This is a genomic window from Seleniivibrio sp., from assembly GCF_021209385.1.
In the GTDB taxonomy this organism is placed as follows: Bacteria; Chrysiogenota; Deferribacteres; order Deferribacterales; family Geovibrionaceae; genus Seleniivibrio.
The window spans coordinates 1-18,773 of the sequence record NZ_JAJOIL010000019.1 but is presented as its reverse complement, the minus strand read 5'-3'; the positions used below and the strand labels follow the sequence as shown (position 1 = coordinate 18,773).

The following is an 18,773-nucleotide window of genomic DNA, read 5'->3' as shown; positions in this document are numbered from 1 at the left end:
ATGGAAGCATACCTTTCGCTGTTCATAAAATCCATTTTCATTGAGAATATGGCGCTGTCCTTCTTCCTCGGCATGTGTACCTTCATTGCCGTTTCAAAGAAGGTGGAGACCGCATTCGGTCTCGGCGTTGCGGTTGTCGTTGTTCAGGCGATAACGGTTCCTGCGAACAACCTTCTTTACAGATTCGTGCTGAAAGAGGGTGCGCTGGCATGGGCTGGGCTTCCCGACCTTGACCTCGGCTTCATCGGGCTGGTCACATACATAGGTCTTATTGCCGCCATAGTGCAGATACTTGAGATGGCTCTGGATAAATACGTCCCGACACTCTATTCGGCACTGGGAATCTTCCTGCCGCTGATCACAGTTAACTGCGCAATCCTCGGCGGTTCGCTGTTCATGGTGCAGAGAGACTATTCATTCGGCGAATCCGTTGTGTTCGGACTTGGTTCGGGCATAGGCTGGGCGCTGGCAATAGTTACCATGGCGGGAATCAGGGACAGAATTAAATATGCCGACACACCGAGAGGGCTTGGCGGCATGGGCATAACATTCATTACGGCTGGCATCATGGCGATAGCCTTTATGCTGTTCTCGGGGATAAAGTTATGACACTGCTAATAATGGGCGTCTTCGTTTTTACGGCTGTTATCCTGCTTCTGGTGGGCGTTATCATCAACGCCAGAAGGATGCTTGTTTCTGCCGGAACGGTGACCATAAACATCAACCATAAAAAGGACTTTCAGGTATCAAGCGGCGGAAAGCTGCTGAATGCTCTGGCTGATAACGGAATATTCGTTTCATCCGCCTGCGGCGGCGGCGGTGCATGCGGTCAGTGCCGCGTCACCATCGTTGAGGGGGCGGGAGCTATCCTGCCTACGGAAAAGACCCATATCAACCGCAGACAGGAGAAAGAAGGTGTAAGGCTTTCATGCCAGACCGCCGTTAAACAGGACATGACCATCGAACTTCCGCCGGAGGTATTCGCGGCGAAAAGGCTTGAATGCGAGGTCATTTCAAACGACAACGTTGCAACGTTCATAAAGGAATTTGTTCTGAAAGTGCCTGAAAAGGTTGATTTCAGAGCGGGCGGTTATATTCAGGTGGTCGTTCCGCCTTACGAGGCTGATTTTGCTGATTTTGATATTGAAGAGCAGTACAGAGGCGACTGGGACAAATACGGTTTCTTTAAACTCCACGCCGGAACCAAAGAGGAGATACAGAGAGCGTACAGCATGGCGAGCTATCCCGCGGAAGAGGGACTCGTTAAGCTCAATGTGCGTATAGCCACCCCCCCTTTCGGCAAGCAGGTACCCCCTGGCATCGGCTCTTCGTATGTATGGAGCAGAAAGCCTGGGGACAAAGTGACCATTGCAGGACCCTTCGGCGAGTTTTACGGACGAAATACCGGAAAAGAGATGGTGTTTCTCGGCGGCGGTGCAGGTATGGCGCCTTTGCGTTCCATTATATTCGACCAGCTCTGCACACTTAACACAACACGAAAGATAAGCTACTGGTACGGCGGACGAAGCCTCCGCGAGCTTTTCTATACGGAGGATTTCAGGGAACTGGAGCAGAAGTATCCGAACTTCACTTATCACATAGCCCTGTCCGACCCCCAGCCGGAGGACAACTGGACGGGATATAAAGGATTCATACATACCGTTGCGCTTCAGAATTATCTGAAAGACCACGAGGCGCCGGAAGAGATAGAGTATTATCTCTGCGGACCTCCCGTTATGATATCTTCGGTTCTTTCAATGCTGGACAGCCTCGGCGTTGAACCGGAGAATATCTTCTTTGACGATTTCGGAAGCTGATATGATGCAGTTTTTCGCAGTCTTCATCGGAGTTTTTATAGCGGTTGCATTTTTCGCTCTTGTACTTTTTTTAAGACGCAACAAAAGCTCGTGCAAGTGCGGGCAGGGGCATTGCCAGACAGGGGAGAAATGCGATACTCACGACGAGCATTAAAGGGAGCATCCGCTCCCTTTTCTTATGATGAAATAATTAGTAATTCATAATTCACATAATATCTTAACTTGCGTAATAGACATGTTCTAAGATATGATTAGGTATATGACGAAACATACAGATTCACTGATTCTGCGGGTCACCGGAAGAGCACCTTTTGATAAGGTTTTATGGGCGTCTGAAGGCGTACGCAGAATCATGTATTACAATCCGACAGGAAAGGCTATTTCCGAGATATTCGGCGGATATATCTTTGCCGAAAACGGTCTGAGCAAAAGAGGACAGCTTGTTCTCGTGGACAACAGTCATTATATCGTAACTTTTACGGATATCGGGCTTGATAACTGTATCCTCGCGATGCTTTTTCCCGTTTCGTCACTGCCTGAACCTGTGGAGAATTCTCCGGAAAATCTTCTGGATGAAGAGGTGCGCAAAAAGACTATCGCGCTTAATCAGGCTGTCAGCGATCTTGAACTCAACCGAAAGAAACTCAGTCAGTCAAACAGGATAGCAGGTGCCGGAAACTTTGAATATCTGAGCGACCAGCGCTGCCTTGTGCTTACACCGGAAGCTTGTCAGGTACTCGGATTTGACTCCGAGAGAACTGTTATTAATATTGATGAAATATGCAGCCGCATTACTGATGAAAACTTTCACAAAATATGCGATACGCTGTCTGAGATATCTGAACATACCACTATAGAATCGGAAATAACCGTTCTGGACGATGTCGGAGCGGAAAGACATATAAAGGTAGTTATCCGTAAGCTTTCTTCGTCCGGATATGTGCTGGACGGCGTTTTCTACGACATAACGTTCAAAAAGAATGCCGAAAAGGAACTGCGCAGGCAGGAAACCTTCTATAGAACACTTTATAATCGGGCAAACATAGGTATCTTTACTATGGACAGAGAGGGACGTATCCTGGATTGCAACCAGTATTGCATGACGCTGACCGGTTATAACCTTAATGATGTTAAAAATAGGAAATCTTCCGATATTTTCGTTGTTCCGGAGGACAGAGAAAAGGTTTCGTCTGTTTTTCACAACCTTGAGGAGACCATCAGCAGATGCGGTTCCATAGATTACCGTATACGTACCAAAGAAGGACATATCAAACACATTCTCACCAGTTTTGAACTGCTTGTTACGGATGAGGAAACAAGGGTTTTCTGCTTTCTGAACGATATTTCCGGTCTGAAAGAGGCGCAGGAAAAGAATATTGAGCAGGAACGGATGCTTCTGCAACAGTCCAAAATGGCAACAATGGGTGAGATGGTCGGTATCATAGCGCATCAATGGGTGCAACCGCTCAATGCCATCGCTATGATATCCCAGATGCTTGAGGAACTGCTTGAACTTGATGCGGATTCTCAGAAACTGGTACATAAGACGGTGGTCAGCATAAACGAACAGATAGATTTTATGACGGCGACCATCAACGATTTCAGAAATTTTCTTAAACCCATGGGCAAGGCTTGCGAATTCAATGTTTTCAAAGCTGTCAGCGACGTTTTGCAGCTTTACAGACCTCAGCTTAAATACTACAGCATCAAATGCGGAATCTACCCTGAGGGAGAGGAAGTCAAAAATATCACTGTGTTCGGCTATGAAAACGAGTTCAAGAACGTTGTGCTTAACCTGCTTACAAACGCCAGAGACGCTCTGGAAGCCAAATGCGCGGAGGACGGCGAGATAGACATCACCGTCGGAAGACGCGGAGACAGAGTTCTCATAGCGGTTTCAGACAACGGCGGCGGCATAAGCGCGGATATGCTGGGCAAGATATTCACTGCATATTCATCCACGAAGGGCGAGAAGGGTACCGGTCTGGGACTGTATATGAGCAGGCTTATAATATGTGAGAGGATGCACGGAAACATAAACGCCGAGAACACTGGTCTCGGCGCCAAGATAAGTATTTTTCTTAATATTTGTCAGGCATAGGACTTTTCAACCTGTCTGTTGAGATGGTCAATGTAGCTGTCCATTTTTTCCATTGTTTTGTTATATGTGTCGTGAGTTATCTGCGGTGTGCTTTCACCGAAGAGTCCCGCAACGGATTCATATCCTTTTGTAATAGCGTCTTTAGCCTCCTGAAGCTTTTCGGCGTCGTCTCCTGAGAGTGCTTTTGCCATTTCAAAAAGTCTTTGGGATGTCTTTTCAATGCCGAAATAACCATCCTCACCCAGAAGGGAATTTGCTGTGTCGGAAGCGTCTGTGGTTTCAGTATGAACGCTTATCTCAATTGATACACTCATGATATGCACGTTTGCAAGAACAGTGTCCGCCTGTGCGCGCAGTGTGTTCTGGCTGTGCCTGCCTATTTTGTCCATAATGCTGGAAACCGATTTTCTGACATATTCTTCTATGTTTCCGGCTTCCCTGTCTGTGACGTAGCTGTCGTTTCCGGTTTTTGTATCGGATGTGTCAACAGCCTTCATATCGACACTTTTATAGTCGATACGGATATCCACGCTTCTTGTCTTTGTGCCTGCTTTGTCGGTTTTCGACTCGGAAGCGGAGTATTGAAGTTGCGCTGATTTTGAGTTATAGTTCACATACATGACTGGCTCCGGTAATTTCGATTCTTTGATGCTAATCGTCATGTCTACTGTTTACTTAACATAATTGTGTATTTCATATGGAGATGAACTGATGTTTAAAAATGTCAATTATTCAATACTTATAGTATTGACAATCGTTATGGGATTGGCACCGTTTACACCGGAACCGCATATTGTGGAAAAGTTGAGGATGCTTTCAGAGGGGACGCTCAAACGCCCCATAGATATTTTCGACCTGTTTTTTCACCTTGCGCCTCTGGCGGCGCTGATACTGAAATATGTTACATCAAAAAGGACTGCGTCATAGAACGTGTTCCGGTTCTGTTGCTGGTTCCGGTTCCGGTTTTCCGAACCAGTAGCCCTGAGCAAAGTCCACTCCCAGTTCTTTCGCTTTTTTTGCTGTCGCCTCGTCAGCGATGAATTCAGCGATTGTCTGCATTTTCATCTTCTTTGCGTAGCTTGTGATGGAGCGAACAATGTCGGAAGCCCGCTCATCTTTTGAGATAAGCCTTATGATACTGGCGTCTATCTTGACATAATCCGCCTGAACCTTAAGCAGATAGTCAAAGTTTGAATATCCTGAACCGAAGTCGTCGATAGCTATTTTCGTTCCGTTCTGCTTAAATCTGCTTATAATATTCAGAATGTTCTCGTCCCCTGTCAGCCGCTCGGTTTCAACTATCTCTATAACCATTCTGCTCATTATCCCCGCATTGCTGGCATATCTGAATATTTCGTTCATGGTCTCTTCGTTGAGAAGGTCTTCCACAGATAAATTGACGGAAAACTCTGCATTAACCTTTTTGAACATATCTATGGATTTTTTCACCACAGCCAGTGTCAGCCTGGGGTAAAGTCTGGTCTGTTTACTGACATCCAGAAACTGCGCCGGAGAAATAACCTCTCCGTTTTCTCCTATGATTCGCATCAGACATTCATATTTCCATATCCCCTTTGTACTGAAAGCATATATCGGCTGGAAGAATGGAACTGTTCTGTCTTTGTCCACAGCATCGTTCAGCATTTTAAGTATCTTTATATTCTGCTCATATGTTGCAAAATTATCCTTAAGGTTCGGATCGAAAACCTGAAATGCTTTGTTTTCAAACTTAGCCTGCTGAACGGCGATATCCGCTTCAGCCATAATGTCGGATCGGGTGCTGTCGGCGAACCCTATACAGCAGCTTAATATCATCTCTTTGTCAGATATTACAAAATATTCCTTTGTAATAGTTGCCAACGAACTCTTGACGATTTCCGTAAAGGTCATGAGATCCATGTATGGAGCCAGTACGGCGAAGACGTCGGAATGGAGGCGGTAAAGTTCAAAAGTTTTCAGATGTGAGTTTTTTACCAGCCTGTCAGCGAACATTGCAAGGAGTCTGTCGCCCAGTTTCATTCCGTAAAGTTCGTTAATCTCGTGGAATCTGTCTATGTCCAAGATGGCGAGGCAAGGTCTTTTAGAGGTTTCGATGTCTTGCTGAAGTTTATATCTGTTTCCGAGTCCAGTCAGTTTGTCCGTGTTGAAGACAACCTGAAGCCTTTTCCTGTTCTCTATCACCTCCGTGACATCCTGACTGCACGACGTATAAGCCACAATCTTTTCATTTTCATCCTTGATCGGTATTATCACTACGTTGTGATAGTAGTGGGAGCCGTCGGGACGGAGGTTTTTTATGATACCTTTAAATATTTTACCGCGGGCTATCGTCTTCCAGAGTTCCGCGAAATATTCCGAAGGCGTGTCCGGATGTCTGAGTATGTTGTGTTTACGCCCGACAAGCTGTTCTCTTGTGTATCCGCTGGTGGTGCAGAACTGGTCGTTGACGTAGGTTATTATGCCAGTAGGGTCTGTCATGCTGACGATGGCGCTTTCGTCCATGATGAATTTATACTGTTTGAGATCGTTCAGTATTTTTGACTGTTTGTCTTCAACCTCGCGCATCCTTCTGAAAACAAATATTGATGCAGCCATGGAAAAAACCAGAAGGATGGTTATCAGAACTATGTTTGAATAGAGTTCCTGTCTGGATGTTCCAAGTATCGCTTTTTTTTCGGATTCTATCAGCTCGTTCAGAGATACATAATAGAATCCTGTGCCTATTACCCATTCCCATTCCGGCACATAGCTTATGTATGAGGTTTTTTCGGAGTATTCGTCTTTATCCGGCAGTTTCCATTGATATGAGATGTATCCTTCGCCCTGAGTTTTTGCCATTTCTATGGCTTCCAGAAAAATCTTTCTGCCATCGCCTGAGGTAACAGTCCTTATATCTGCACTGCCTATGGTTTTGTCAGGGTAGAAGATGTTTTTGTAGTCAGTTGATATGATCCAGAAATATCCTGTGTCCTCTGTTCCGAAACGGTCTTTTTTTATGCTTGCCAGAATATCTCCTTTTGCAAGCTCTGCGATTTCGTCCAGATATATTCCGGCAGCTATGAGTATTTTTGTGTCAGGATTGTACTTTGCGTAGGCTATCTTTGAATATTTTTTTCCGGATTCGTTCGGTTTTTCAAATTCATATTCGCCATATGCACTGCCTTCTTCGTATGCTCTTTTGATAAACTGGTTGAACTGGGTATTGCCAACGAGGGAAACAGCATTTATCCCTTCATATTTTGAGTTTCCGCCGTGGCTGATTATTATGCCGTTCTGATCCAGAGCATAATAATAGCCTGTTTTGAATTCCCATTTGAACGAATGGATGAGAGAATCGAGAGCGGTTCTTATGGCTTTATCGGAATTTCCGCCGGCTTTGAGTATTTTCATATACTCGTCTGCGGAATCGACTCTGTCGCGGACGGCAGTTTTTGCGTCGCCGTAAACCTCTGACTGTTCCTGTTTTATTCTGTTTATGCAACGCTGAACTTCATTGCGTATCACCTCTTTTTGTCGTGCCTCATAGTTTCTTTTCAGTTCAGTTTCAGACCTTTTTATGTGTTTTTCCGACAAAGAAGAAAGATTATATATGAGGGTTAACGAAAAAATGACCGCAACTGAGATAGCGGTGATTAATGTTACTGTTGAAAGTCTGATTTTCATGTTTCACCATTAATAACTTATAGTATCATATAATAATCTGAACTTCAATAATTCCAATCGGTATATAAATGTGTTAGATTAAGTATATCCGGATTTATATGGAACGGCGTATGAAAAATAAACTTGATCTGTTGCAGAAAATCAAAATAGCTGCCGCGTATACAGATGTGAATCTCAACATTATTGCTAAAAATCAGCTTTTTGACGAGTACTTTCCCGGTGTGGATGTATTATTGCCGGCTCCATTTTTCATTGGAAACATTCCCGATTTCAGGTCGGTGGCTACCGGAAACGGTGCGCTGGAAGTTCACTTGTCCATGATGGTGAATGGTCGCAAACAGGTGTTTTCCCTGAAATTCATGCATGATTCCGGTGACAACTATTTCTTCTCGGCACAAAACCTGACAAAAGAAGGGCGGTCGCAGATAGATTTTTACGGATCAGATCAGCCCTTCATTCCTCAATATCTTTCAAAATCGGCTCCTATGATGCTCATTGATGCGGGCAAGAACGGCAGGATACTTGATGCTAACGAGGCAGCGTGCGCTTTTTACGGTTATACAAAGGCAGAGATAGAATCGCTGACGATAGATCAGATAAATATGCTTTCGCCGGAGGCTATCAAAAAAGAGATGGCGCAGGCAGCACTTTATAAAAGAAATTATTTCAACTTTAAACACAGAATGAAGAATGGTTCAATAAAGGATGTTGAAGTGTATTCAAGTCCCATTCCTGCAAAGAACAAGACACTGCTCTTTTCCATTATTGCGGATGCTTCCGAGAAAAGGATGTATGAACTGCTCCTTTCTGATCTGAACGCACGGATAAACGAACGGGTTGAAGCTGAAAAGATGGCGTGTGTCGTTACGACCTCAAAATATCAGAATCTTTTTGAAATGAGCCAGGATGCAGTGCTTATAATTGAGATAGGAGAAAACGGAAAGATGAATTTCGCCGATGTAAATAAGTCGGCGTGTACTCTTTTCGGATACAGCAAAGAGGAACTGGTTCAGAAACATTCATCGGATCTCATTAAAGATAAGGATGAATACGATACATACATCCAGAGATTAAGAGTCGCGCTGGACAGCGTCGGCGTTTATGAGGGGAGACTTCGCATAATTCGTGCAGACGGAAAAGTTCGCACAGTTGAAACCACCGTTCGCCAGACATACCACACCAACAGACCCATTGTGATTGCGGTGATACGGGATATAACAGAGAAACTCAAACGTGAAAAAGAACTGATGGAAAAAGATATGGTGGTCATACAGCAGAAAAGAATGGTGGAAATGGGCGGTCTGCTGTCTGCTGCCGTTCATCAAATGAAACAGCCGCTCAGCACTATTTCTTTGGTGGCGCAGGTTATGAAGGATGAACCTCACAACCTTGAAGAGAACAGCGAAATACTCAAAGCTCAGGTTCAGTATCTTAATGAAACGCTGACAGAGTTTCGCAACTATTTCAGTCTGTCCGCAGAGAAATCTTCTTTCAGCGTCCTTTCGGTTGCAAACGATGTGGTTAACATTGCAAAGCCGCTTCTGACAGCCAGCGGAATAACCGTTTCCGTAAGCGGTGACGATTCTGTAAAAAGTTTCGGCGTGCCTGGAGATTTCAGACAGATAACCATGAACATTATCATGAACTCGATGGATGTTATAAGAGACCGAGGAATACAGAAAGGTCGTATAGACATTGACGTACACAACGGCGGAAGCCATGTTATCGCCGTTTTTGCAGACAACGGCGGCGGAATTGACGAATCGCTCCTTCCAGAGGAGATCTTCAAACCGTTCTTTTCAACAAAGGGCGATACAGGAACCGGTATAGGTCTCTCCATCGTAAGAGGGATGGCGGAAAAACTAGGCGGTTATGTTAAGGCGGAGAACAGCCCATCTGGCGCAATTTTTACTGTTGCCGTGAACATTATCTGATATAATTGAATGAAGTGTGAATTGAGAAGTATTATTGGATAAAAATTGTCAGAAGAATAATATTGCAATTTAGATAGACTGTGTTATAATGCAAAAAATAAAACAAAGGAGGACAGAAATGTCAAAATCATTGAAAGGTACAGAAACACTCCAAAACCTTATGAAAGCTTTCGCAGGCGAGTCTCAGGCACGCAACAGATACAGCTTTTACGCTGCTCAGGCACGCAAGGACGGATACCGTCAGATAGAGAATATTTTTCTTGAAACTGCCGATAACGAAAGAGTACACGCGAAACGCTTTTTCGACTATGCAAACGATCTCCTCGGTGACCAGATACCTCTTATGGTAAACATCAATGCTGACTACCCCGTTGCGTTTGCTAAAACTCTCGATAACCTGAAATTTGCTGCCGATGGTGAACACGAAGAATGGGAAATTCTTTACCCCACATTCGCTAAAATTGCCAAGGAAGAAGGATTTCCGCAGGTTGAGTCTCTTTTCACAAAGATTGCGGCTATCGAAGCTCACCATGAAGCCAGATATCGTCAGCTTGCGAAAAACATTGAAGACGGTCTTGTTTTCAAAAAAGGCGCAACAGTTGCATGGAAATGCCTTGTGTGCGGACATATCCACGAAGGTATCGAAGCACCTGCGGTATGCCCCGCCTGCGCACATAAACAAGAACATTTTGAGATGCTTATACTTAACTACTAAGACATCTTACGGGCGGGCAGGAATGTCCGCCCTTGTTACATTTTTGTCATTTTCACCATACAGCACATCAGAGCGCCGCTTCCGCCGTTTTCAACCTTAACTACCGCGTTGCAGACCTTACAAACGTATGTCTCTCCCTTTTTTGTCGCCATTTTGCACCTCATGCCGGAACAATTGTTTCAACGAAAATATATTACTGATTTCCCTTCCGGTCAACATCAGTTGAAACTGTCACTGGTTCATTTATTATTTTAGCAGATATCAGAAGTTAAGATTATTTTCATACATATCGTTTCAGCCGATTGAATTTTTCTGATTTTTTTGCAATAAAGAAGCACAACAAATTTTCCTATTATTATTTTTTCAAAGGAGAACACTATGAGAAATCATTGGAGCGGACGCCTCGGCTTTACATTAGCCGCGGTGGGATCCGCTGTGGGGCTTGGTAATATCTGGAAATTTCCTTATATTACGGGCATGAATGGGGGTGGCGCCTTTGTTCTGGTCTATCTTCTCGCCATTGTGATATGCGGGTTGCCTCTGCTGATAGCTGAGCTGCTCATCGGCAGGGAATCCCAGAAAGATGTTGTCGGCACTTTTAAGCATTTAAGTAAGAATCCGTTCTGGTCAAACATCGGATGGATAAACTTTATTGCGAGTTATGTGATTCTTTCCTATTACGGCACCGTTGCCGGATGGACGTTCAATTTTCTTTTAAAATCGGTTTCAGGTTCGTATCTTAAACTACCGGCTGAACAGCTTACAGGACTTTTCGGACAGCTTGTCGGCGATGCTCTGACGCAGATTTTCTGTTTCACAGTATTTCTTGTGCTGACGGTCTATGCCGTTCTCAAAGGCGTTAAAAAAGGGATTGAGCAGTGGAACAGGGTCATGATGCCCGGATTGTTCATAATTCTGGTTGTTATGTTCGCGTATGCTATGACAACCAAGGGAGCGATGGAAGGCATAAGATTCATGTTTTATCCTGATTTTGCAAAGCTGACAGTAGAAGGTGTTCTTGAGGCGATAGGTCATTCATTTTTCACCCTGTCGCTGGCAATGGGTATCATTGTAACTTATGGTTCGTATATGGACAATAAAGAGGTGATCTTTCCCATGGCAACTAAGATTGCGGTTCTCGATACGATTGTTGCGCTTGTCGCAGGGCTTGCGCTGTTCCCTATAGTTTTCACAGTAGGGCTTGAACCGGCAGCGGGACCAGGACTTATATTCAAAACTCTTCCGCAGGTTTTTGCATCTTTGCCTTTCGGTCATGCTCTTTCGTTCCTGTTTTTCCTTCTGCTTGCTTTTGCTGCTTTGACCTCCATGATATCAATATTCGAGGTCGTTGTTGCATATCTCATTGATGAAAAAGGGATGGAACGCAAAAAAGCGTCTGTCATGATGGGTTTTGTGTTGTTTGTTACAGGGCTTCCCGCTGCTTTGTCATATAACGTACTCGGAGATTTCACTGTCGCAGGGATGCCCGTTCTTGATGCCATGGATAATTTTGCCAGCAATTATCTGCTTCCCATCGGCGGAATGCTGACATCGGTATTTGTTGGTCATATCCTCAAAAAAGAGATCGCTTACAGACAGATAGCAGAAACTGACAAATTGGTGATAGTGTTCAACGTGTGGTATTTTATCATCAGATTCATAACACCTCTGACAGTTCTGATTGTCTTCCTTCACAAAATAGGTCTTTTTAACTGATAAAGAAGAGATAGGTTAAAAGATTGAAAATATTAAAAAACGCCGCAGTCGCATGCGGCGTTTTTACCGGATAATAAGGGGATTTTGAAGGATTGCTTACTGCTTATTTCATCTTATCAGATTTCAGTGTTTTGCATTTTTCGATTTCTGCTTTGGTCAGTTTTACCATTGCAGGGTTCTTAGCGTATTCCTCACATTTTTTTGTTTCTTCGGGTGTCAGCATGACGGCTTTAACCATCTCTTTTTTAACTGCGGGCGCTTTTGTTTCTGATGCCATAGCGCTGAAAGCGGAAAACATAAGAGCTGCTGCAAGTATTGATGATGCGAAAAGTGATGCATTTTTCATGATTGACCTCCTGAGTCAACGTATTCGTTATGTCATATAGATTGCAACAGGTGTGCCACTTTTTATGTTTTTGAAAAAGAATTATGCTATAGATACTTATATTATTCTGTGATTAATGATGATAAAAAAATATCCGGTAAGTTTCTTGCCGTTTGGTAAGAAACTTATCAGTCGGGGTCGTCCACTCCGTACTCTTCCAGTTTTTTTCTGAGGGTCAGTCGGCTTACTCCAAGAACGTTTGCTGCCCTTGTCTTATTGCGCTCACAGGATTCGTAAACGGAGAGGATGTGCCGTTTCTCGACGTCTTTCAAACAGCACATTTCTGGCTTTGTTTCATGCACGAGGGCAACCGCAGGTTTCGGGTTCAGTTCCGGCAGATGACCGAAAAGCGCTGTCCGCTCCATTATGTTTCTGAGTTCGCGCACGTTGCCGGGCCAGCCGTAATCGAGAATAACACGCCTGTCGTGCGCGGAAAGCTCCATCGGCTGTTTGTTCATCTTTCGTCTGTATTTGTCCAGATAATACTGAGCCAGTTCAATGCAGTCACCGCCTCTTTTTGCAAGCGGTGGGATGACTATATTCACGACGTTCAGCCTGAAAAACAGGTCTTCTCTGAATTTACCTTCCTTAACGAGCGCTTCAAGGTTTCTGTGGGTCGCTGTTATGATGCGTACGTTTACTTTCGTTTCTTTTGTCGCGCCCAGCTTGAAAAAGGTTCCGTTTTCGAGGAACCGCAGAAGTTTCACCTGTGTGGACATCGGCAGGTCGCCTATTTCGTCCATGAAAAGCGTACCGCCGGAAGCCATCTCTATCAGTCCTTTTTTGTTTTTTCTCGCGTCGGTGAAGGCACCCTGCTCATATCCGAAAAGTTCCGATTCAACAAGCTGTTCAGGCAGTCCGGCGGAATTTATGCTCATGAAAGGACGTTCCTTTCTCGGAGAAAGCATATGGACTGCCTCCGCCACCAGCTCTTTACCCGTTCCTGTTTCACCGGATATAAGGACTCTTGTTTCGTCGGACTGCGCCGCCAGAATTATCTGTTTTTTCATTTCCTGCATAACATCAGAGCTGCCGACGATGCTGTCCAGAGAAGTTCTGTCCTTCATGGCATGGATAGCCCCCAGATTCTGTTTTGCCAGTTTCAGTGTCATGGCGTTGTTGACGCAGAGTTGCAGATCTACCAGTTCAAAAGGCTTGTTCACATAGTCGAATGCGCCCATTTTAAGGGTTTTTACAGCCATTTGCACTTCCGGATAAGCTGTTACTACTATAGCCTCGGTGTTGCCGGGCGAGTTTTTTATGATAGGCAGAAGATCGGTTCCTTCACCGTCGGGAAGGTTGACGTCAAGGATTGCCACGTCGAAATCCTCGTACATTATGGCGTTCTTCGCAGCTGCGAACGTATTTGTAAGCGTAGTTTCATGTTCCTTTGAAAAGAACCGTACAAGTGATTTGCCGAGAAGCTGGTCGTCTTCGACTATCAGCAGTTTAGTTTTCATTGTCCGCACTCTTAATTTTTATTACGGTTTGAAGTCCTTTTTCCGCTATGTTTTCTGCGGTGATGCTCCAGCCCGTTGATTTGACTATATCGTTCACAATGGCAAGTCCTAATCCTGTGCCGTCCTGTTTGGTGGTGTAAAAAGGTTTGAACATCTTTTCCGGTTCCTTCGCTCCGCCGCCTGTGTCGGTAATTATGAGTTCATATGCACCGTTGTTGCCTTTAAGCGTTATGTCTATGTTTCCGCCGTCCTTCTCTGAAAGCTGTTGAACTGAGTTGAGGAGTATATTGAATATAACCTGCCTGAACTGCATTTCGTCGCATACGACAATACTTTTTTCCGCTTTAAGGCTTATACGTATCCCGTTGCGCTCGGTCTCTTTTTCAAGAGTCAGAACAACCTCTTTAAGAACCTCCGCTATGTCCGTTTCTTTATATTCCGCGTCAGGCTTTCTGCCGAATTTTGTGATCGATTTGAGGAAAACCGATAGCTTATCCACTTGTGAGATTATCAATGTAATAAATTCCTTCTCTTCGGGCGATTCGTTCTCTGTGCGCAGAACTTCCAGACTGGTCTTCATGGCGGCAAGCGGGTTGCCTATCTCGTGTGCCATTGCGGCGGATATCATCCCCAGGGACGCCAGCCTGTCGGCATGCATAAGCTGTTCCTGAATCTCCCGAAGCTGTTTCTGATAATCAAGCTCTTTTTCTGTCATACCTGCTATTTTTTCAACCTGTTCGGCGATTCTTGTTTCAAGGTTTCTGTTCAGCTTTTCAAGCTCAAGGGTGCTTTGTTTCAGTCCCAGAGCTGTTTTGCGGATGGCATGTCCTATGCCGTCAAATTCATTGATGCCTGTTTCCGTGAATCCATTATCTGCTGCCGAGGGTATAAACCTCACCAGATGTTTAACTTTTTTGATTATGTTTGCCGACACCAGAAGTGTGAATACCAGCACAAAACCGAAAACCACCCAGAGACTTATCATATAGGGGCGCATGATGGAGAATACTGCGGTGTTTATTTCGCTGTCGGATTCGTATATTGCGACGTACCACATGTTTGAACCTTCCGAGTTGTCAAACTTTATGGGCATTACGGAAAGATATCCGTCTTTGACCCTTTTTTGAGTAATATGCTGTTCTGTAAGAAGGCTTTTTGCGTCTATATCGAAACGGTTTTGTATCTCATTTGCGGCGTATTCTTTAAAACTGCTGCCGTCATAGCTTATGTATCTGCCGGAGTTATTGATGAGCATTGCTTTTGCCGGTTTTGCTCCGGCAAGGGGAAGGATGTGTTTGAATATGTAGTTGCCGTCGAGATTTATGAGCAATATGCCGTTTTTTTCAACCTTAACTCCTATCCGCGCTACCAGTCTTCGTATATGCCCTTTCTCTTTTTCCACGTTCGGGTCGAGACCGGAAACGTATATGTATTTTCCTGACATGCTGATTGCCTGTCTGAAATAATACTTGTCGGCTCTGTTGTGCAGTTCACTGTTTTTGGTGCGTGAAAGCCCTTTTTGCGTTCTGTTCAGGCGTATTATCTCCATTCCGCTTTTATCTATATATTTGATTTGCAGAAACTCAGGATGGCGCAGCATTATTGAGCTGAATTCACGTGCAATGTCCTGCGGGTCGCCTGTTTTCAGGAACTTTTTAAAGCTTTCATGCTGTTCTACAACGGAAAGCTCCGTTGCGGAGGACACCAGCATCTGATCTATGAGTGAATCCACCATGGAGAATTGTTCGTCTATCATATTTTCAGAGGTCAGCAAAGCGGACTGTTTTGCTGAAAAATAGACACTGGCAGAAAGAAGCAGTGTCGGCAGCAGTGCCGTAATGAAAAAAGCCGGCAGAAGCCTGCCTGTTATAGATCTGAAGAATTTCATTGTGTGTCTCTTAATATGGCAGACAATTAAGATTCATATATGTTCGACAGTTATTAAAATTCAGTTAAGCATACCTTTGGCTTTAATAATTTTTAATCCGGTTATGAGTAAATACACCCCAACCAAAATAAAGACTGCAGGAAGAAGTATTAGAAAGAGTAAAAACTTCACCTGAAAAAAACTTTCGGTCAAAATACTTTTGAAATTCAAAAAAAATATGGTCGCAAATACAGGAAATGCAATCCCGATGATAAAATATGAAAGATATGGCTGATTTCCTATTGCACCGGTAGTTGTGTTTTTGTACGCAATAGCATTGAACACACCGTTTTTTTGATTTCCGGCAAGAACTACTTCGTCTCCTTCCTCTATCATTATCGGTTCCCCTGATATAACTTTTATTTGTTTTCCAGTTATCTGGAAAAGTGCAATATGGCTAGTTGTTACAGTTGAATTTTGCCCTCCGCTGTTGACAGAAACAGTATTGCGTATTTTTTCCGCTTTTCCTCTGATAGTTTCCATAAATCACCTTTAATTAATCGGTGACATAGTTTAACATATTTTTGAGTTTTAGGTACAAAATTTCTGATAAAGGGCAACTATGTATGACGTTATTATAATAGGCGGCGGAGCGGCAGGACTTATGGCGGCGGGATTTGCCGCGAAAGAGGGCGCCAAGGTGCTTGTTGCGGAAAAGATGGTCACATGTGGACGTAAACTGCTAATAAGCGGGAGCGGACGCTGCAACATAACTAATACTATGAAAGATACGAAACAGTTCGTTGCAAAATTCGGCAAGAACGGCAGGTTTCTGTATCAGGCGATAAACTCATTCACCACTTCCGACGTGGTTTCGTTCTTTAACTCAAAAGGGCTTAAAACTGCTGTTGAGAAAGGTTTTAAGGTTTTTCCTGCCGGCGAGGCGGGTTCGGCGGATGTTCTGCGCGTTCTGATGGGGTTTTGCGTGTCGGGCGGCGTGGAATTTATTTCTTCATCTCCTGTTGCGAACGTAAATACGGAGGGCGGACAGGTAGTCTCTGTTACAGCGGGCGGACGCGATATCAGGTGCCGTGCGGCTGTGATAGCCTGCGGCGGTAAATCGTACCCTGCGACAGGTTCGTCCGGTGACGGGTATACACTGGCATCGGCTCTGGGGCATACTATTGTTGAACCGCGTCCGGTTCTCGTTCCGGCATATACCGACAGCGAATGGATAAAGGATTTGCAGGGTGTAAGCCTGCGGGATATTCGTCTGATACTGGTATCTGACGGAAAGAACGTCGCATCCGCAGACGGCGACCTTGTTTTCACCGACAAAGGTGTTTCAGGCCCCGCAGTGTATGACATCACAGGACACGAGTTCGACCGCAATGCCGACAACAGGCTTCTGATAGACCTTTTGCCGCTTAAAACCCAGGCGGAGCTTGATTCAGAACTTGAACAGTCCATGCGCACGAATAATAAAAAAATACTGAAAAATATTATAGATGAATGTGTTATGTCCTCTCTGGTGCCTGCCGTGTTTACGGTTTCAGGTATCGACCCTATGCTGAAAGCTTCAAATCTGTCAAAAAAAGACCGCAATAAGCTTGTATCTGCCATGAAAGGGCTTGAGCTTTCAGGGGTTCAGTTTGCCGGATTCGAGAGAGCCGTTGTTACGGCGGGCGGAGTGAGCCTTAAAGAAATCGACGGCAGATCAATGAGTTCCACGATTATTGACGGGCTTTTCTTCGCGGGGGAAGTGATGGATCTGGACGCTCCGACCGGAGGATATAACCTCCAGATGTGCTGGAGCACTGGCAGATTTGCCGGAATTTCCTGTGCAGAATATGCCAAAAAGAAAATATAAGCATTTTCTCCTTTACTATCTGCATACCTAGGGAGTATATTTTCATGCACGAACCCTTTATCGTGACGGTAAAGGCATTGGAGGAGTCCCATGGAAATAACATCCAAACTGCTTCCTGAAAGTGATAGGAAGTATTCGCAGATCGCAGGTATCAAAGACCTTCCCTTTGGTCAGTTCCGCACAGACCACATGTTTCTCGTTGATTACAAAGACGGGGAATGGAAAAACGCCCGTATCGTGCCTTACGGTCCCATCGAAATGATGCCCGGAGCCGTGTCCCTGCACTACGGTCAGACAATTTTTGAAGGCGCAAAAGCATTCAGACACGCCGACGGCGAGATTTACGCTTTCAGACTGGATCAGAACGCGAAAAGGATGAACGTTTCCGCAGAACTAATTTGCATGCAGTCCATCAGCGAAGAGCTTCAGGTGGAGGGCGCAATGCGTCTTATGGACATCGACCGCAAATGGTGTCCTGACGTACCCGAATCATCACTCTATATCCGTCCATTTATGTTTGCCACAGAGGATGCTCTCGGTGTTCGCCCCAGCCGTGAATACAAATACTGCGTTATCCTGTCACCCAGCGGTCCCTACTACGCGGGCGGTTTCAACCACAGCGTAAGACTGCTTATCACCGACAAATATCACAGAGCGGTTTCAGGCGGAACGGGTGCCTCCAAAACCGGCGGCAACTACACTGCGTCACTGAAACCCGGAATGGTTGCCAAACAATGCGGCGCCAGCCAGGTTCTTTACCTCGACGCAACAAACACATATATTGAGGAAGCGGGCGCTATGAACCACTTCCATATCATGAAAGACGGGACGGTAATAATCCCCGAATTCACGGATTCGATTCTGCGCTCAATCACTTCAATATCCATGATAGAGCTTCTGCCGACCCTTGGATATAAGGTTCGTCAGGAACGCATCGCCATCAAAGATTTCGTAGCTCAGATAAAGAGCGGGGATATAATTGAGGCGGGCGGTTTCGGTACCGCAGCTGTTGTTTCTCCTGTCAACGAATACGTTTTCGATGACGGCGAAATACTCAAGGTCGGAAACGGCGAGATTGGCGAGCACACCAGAAAGATATATGAGGCCTATACCGCAATACAGAAAGGTGCGGCACCCGATAAATTCGGCTGGCTTAAAAAAGTAGAAAGATATTAATTAAATATAAATCCACCCCAACCCTCCTTTTATAAAGGAGGGAGCTTTAAGTCCCCCTTTAAAAAAGGG

17 protein-coding genes are annotated in these 18,773 nt (G+C 44.8%); 10 read left to right on the top strand and 7 right to left on the bottom strand.

Annotation, left to right across the window (positions count from 1 at the left end; translation table 11 throughout):
- The 4 genes from nqrE (at nt 1) to LRY47_RS05435 (ending at nt 3,918) form a co-directional block, all read left to right on the top strand.
- The gene (gene nqrE / locus LRY47_RS05450) at nt 1–609 is read left to right on the top strand and encodes an NADH:ubiquinone reductase (Na(+)-transporting) subunit E (RefSeq protein ID WP_295223299.1); all 609 of its coding nucleotides are present in this window, start codon (nt 1–3) and stop codon (nt 607–609) included.
- Nucleotides 606–1,817, top strand: a complete 1,212-nt coding sequence (gene nqrF, locus LRY47_RS05445; protein ID WP_295223297.1) for an NADH:ubiquinone reductase (Na(+)-transporting) subunit F — start codon at nt 606–608, stop codon at nt 1,815–1,817. The genes nqrE and nqrF overlap by 4 nt, the downstream gene beginning before the upstream one ends.
- A 1-nt stretch (nt 1,818) precedes the next feature.
- Nucleotides 1,819–1,971, top strand: coding sequence for a hypothetical protein (locus LRY47_RS05440; RefSeq protein ID WP_295223296.1), 153 nt, complete (start codon nt 1,819–1,821; stop codon nt 1,969–1,971).
- 105 nt (nt 1,972–2,076) lie between these two features.
- Entirely contained in the window at nt 2,077–3,918 is a 1,842-nt protein-coding gene (locus LRY47_RS05435; RefSeq protein WP_295223294.1) for a PAS domain-containing sensor histidine kinase, read from the top strand.
- On the opposite strand, the gene LRY47_RS05430 is transcribed toward LRY47_RS05435, so the two are convergent.
- The gene (locus tag LRY47_RS05430; RefSeq protein WP_295223293.1) at nt 3,909–4,580 is read right to left on the bottom strand and encodes a hypothetical protein; all 672 of its coding nucleotides are present in this window, start codon (nt 4,578–4,580) and stop codon (nt 3,909–3,911) included. The two genes, LRY47_RS05435 and LRY47_RS05430, sit on opposite strands and share 10 nt — an antisense overlap.
- Nucleotides 4,581–4,629: 49 nt before the next feature.
- Here LRY47_RS05430 and LRY47_RS05425 point away from each other — a divergent pair, with 49 nt between their 5' ends.
- Nucleotides 4,630–4,845 carry a hypothetical protein gene (locus LRY47_RS05425; RefSeq protein WP_295223292.1) on the top strand — a complete coding sequence of 72 codons (216 nt, stop codon included), beginning with the start codon at nt 4,630–4,632 and terminating at the stop codon, nt 4,843–4,845.
- Here LRY47_RS05425 and LRY47_RS05420 read toward each other — a convergent pair.
- Nucleotides 4,840–7,581, bottom strand: a complete 2,742-nt coding sequence (locus tag LRY47_RS05420; protein ID WP_295223291.1) for an EAL domain-containing protein — start codon at nt 7,579–7,581, stop codon at nt 4,840–4,842. The two genes, LRY47_RS05425 and LRY47_RS05420, sit on opposite strands and share 6 nt — an antisense overlap.
- Nucleotides 7,582–7,691: 110 nt before the next feature.
- Here LRY47_RS05420 and LRY47_RS05415 point away from each other — a divergent pair, with 110 nt between their 5' ends.
- Nucleotides 7,692–9,515: a PAS domain-containing sensor histidine kinase gene (locus LRY47_RS05415; protein WP_295223289.1), complete on the top strand. Its 1,824-nt coding sequence runs from the start codon at nt 7,692–7,694 to the stop codon at nt 9,513–9,515.
- 118 nt (nt 9,516–9,633) lie between these two features.
- Nucleotides 9,634–10,230 carry a rubrerythrin gene (gene rbr / locus LRY47_RS05410; RefSeq protein ID WP_295223287.1) on the top strand — a complete coding sequence of 199 codons (597 nt, stop codon included), beginning with the start codon at nt 9,634–9,636 and terminating at the stop codon, nt 10,228–10,230.
- Between the two features lie 35 nt (nt 10,231–10,265).
- On the opposite strand, the gene LRY47_RS05405 is transcribed toward rbr, so the two are convergent.
- Entirely contained in the window at nt 10,266–10,382 is a 117-nt protein-coding gene (locus tag LRY47_RS05405; RefSeq protein ID WP_295223286.1) for a desulfoferrodoxin, read from the bottom strand.
- Nucleotides 10,383–10,608: 226 nt separating this feature from the next.
- On the opposite strand from LRY47_RS05405, the gene LRY47_RS05400 reads away from it, so the two are divergent.
- Entirely contained in the window at nt 10,609–11,946 is a 1,338-nt protein-coding gene (locus LRY47_RS05400; RefSeq protein ID WP_295223283.1) for a sodium-dependent transporter, read from the top strand.
- Between the two features lie 103 nt (nt 11,947–12,049).
- Here the strand turns inward: LRY47_RS05400 and LRY47_RS05395 are convergent, their stop codons facing one another.
- The 4 genes from LRY47_RS05395 to LRY47_RS05380 form a co-directional block, all read right to left on the bottom strand.
- A complete protein-coding gene (locus LRY47_RS05395) occupies nt 12,050–12,292 on the bottom strand; it encodes a hypothetical protein (protein ID WP_295223281.1) in 243 nt (80 codons plus the stop codon).
- Between the two features lie 167 nt (nt 12,293–12,459).
- Complete coding sequence (locus LRY47_RS05390) at nt 12,460–13,791, bottom strand: sigma-54 dependent transcriptional regulator (RefSeq protein WP_295223278.1); 1,332 nt, start codon at nt 13,789–13,791, stop codon at nt 12,460–12,462.
- Nucleotides 13,781–15,679, bottom strand: a complete 1,899-nt coding sequence (locus LRY47_RS05385) for a PAS domain-containing sensor histidine kinase (protein WP_295223276.1) — start codon at nt 15,677–15,679, stop codon at nt 13,781–13,783. The genes LRY47_RS05390 and LRY47_RS05385 overlap by 11 nt, the downstream gene beginning before the upstream one ends.
- Nucleotides 15,680–15,739: 60 nt before the next feature.
- The gene (locus LRY47_RS05380; protein WP_295223273.1) at nt 15,740–16,201 is read right to left on the bottom strand and encodes a hypothetical protein; all 462 of its coding nucleotides are present in this window, start codon (nt 16,199–16,201) and stop codon (nt 15,740–15,742) included.
- A gap of 79 nt (nt 16,202–16,280) precedes the next feature.
- Here LRY47_RS05380 and LRY47_RS05375 point away from each other — a divergent pair, with 79 nt between their 5' ends.
- Nucleotides 16,281–17,528, top strand: a complete 1,248-nt coding sequence (locus tag LRY47_RS05375) for an NAD(P)/FAD-dependent oxidoreductase (protein ID WP_295223270.1) — start codon at nt 16,281–16,283, stop codon at nt 17,526–17,528.
- Between the two features lie 90 nt (nt 17,529–17,618).
- On the top strand, nt 17,619–18,704 hold the full coding sequence (locus tag LRY47_RS05370) for a branched-chain amino acid aminotransferase (protein ID WP_295223268.1): 1,086 nt from the start codon (nt 17,619–17,621) through the stop codon (nt 18,702–18,704).
- Nucleotides 18,705–18,773: the final 69 nt, after the last annotated feature.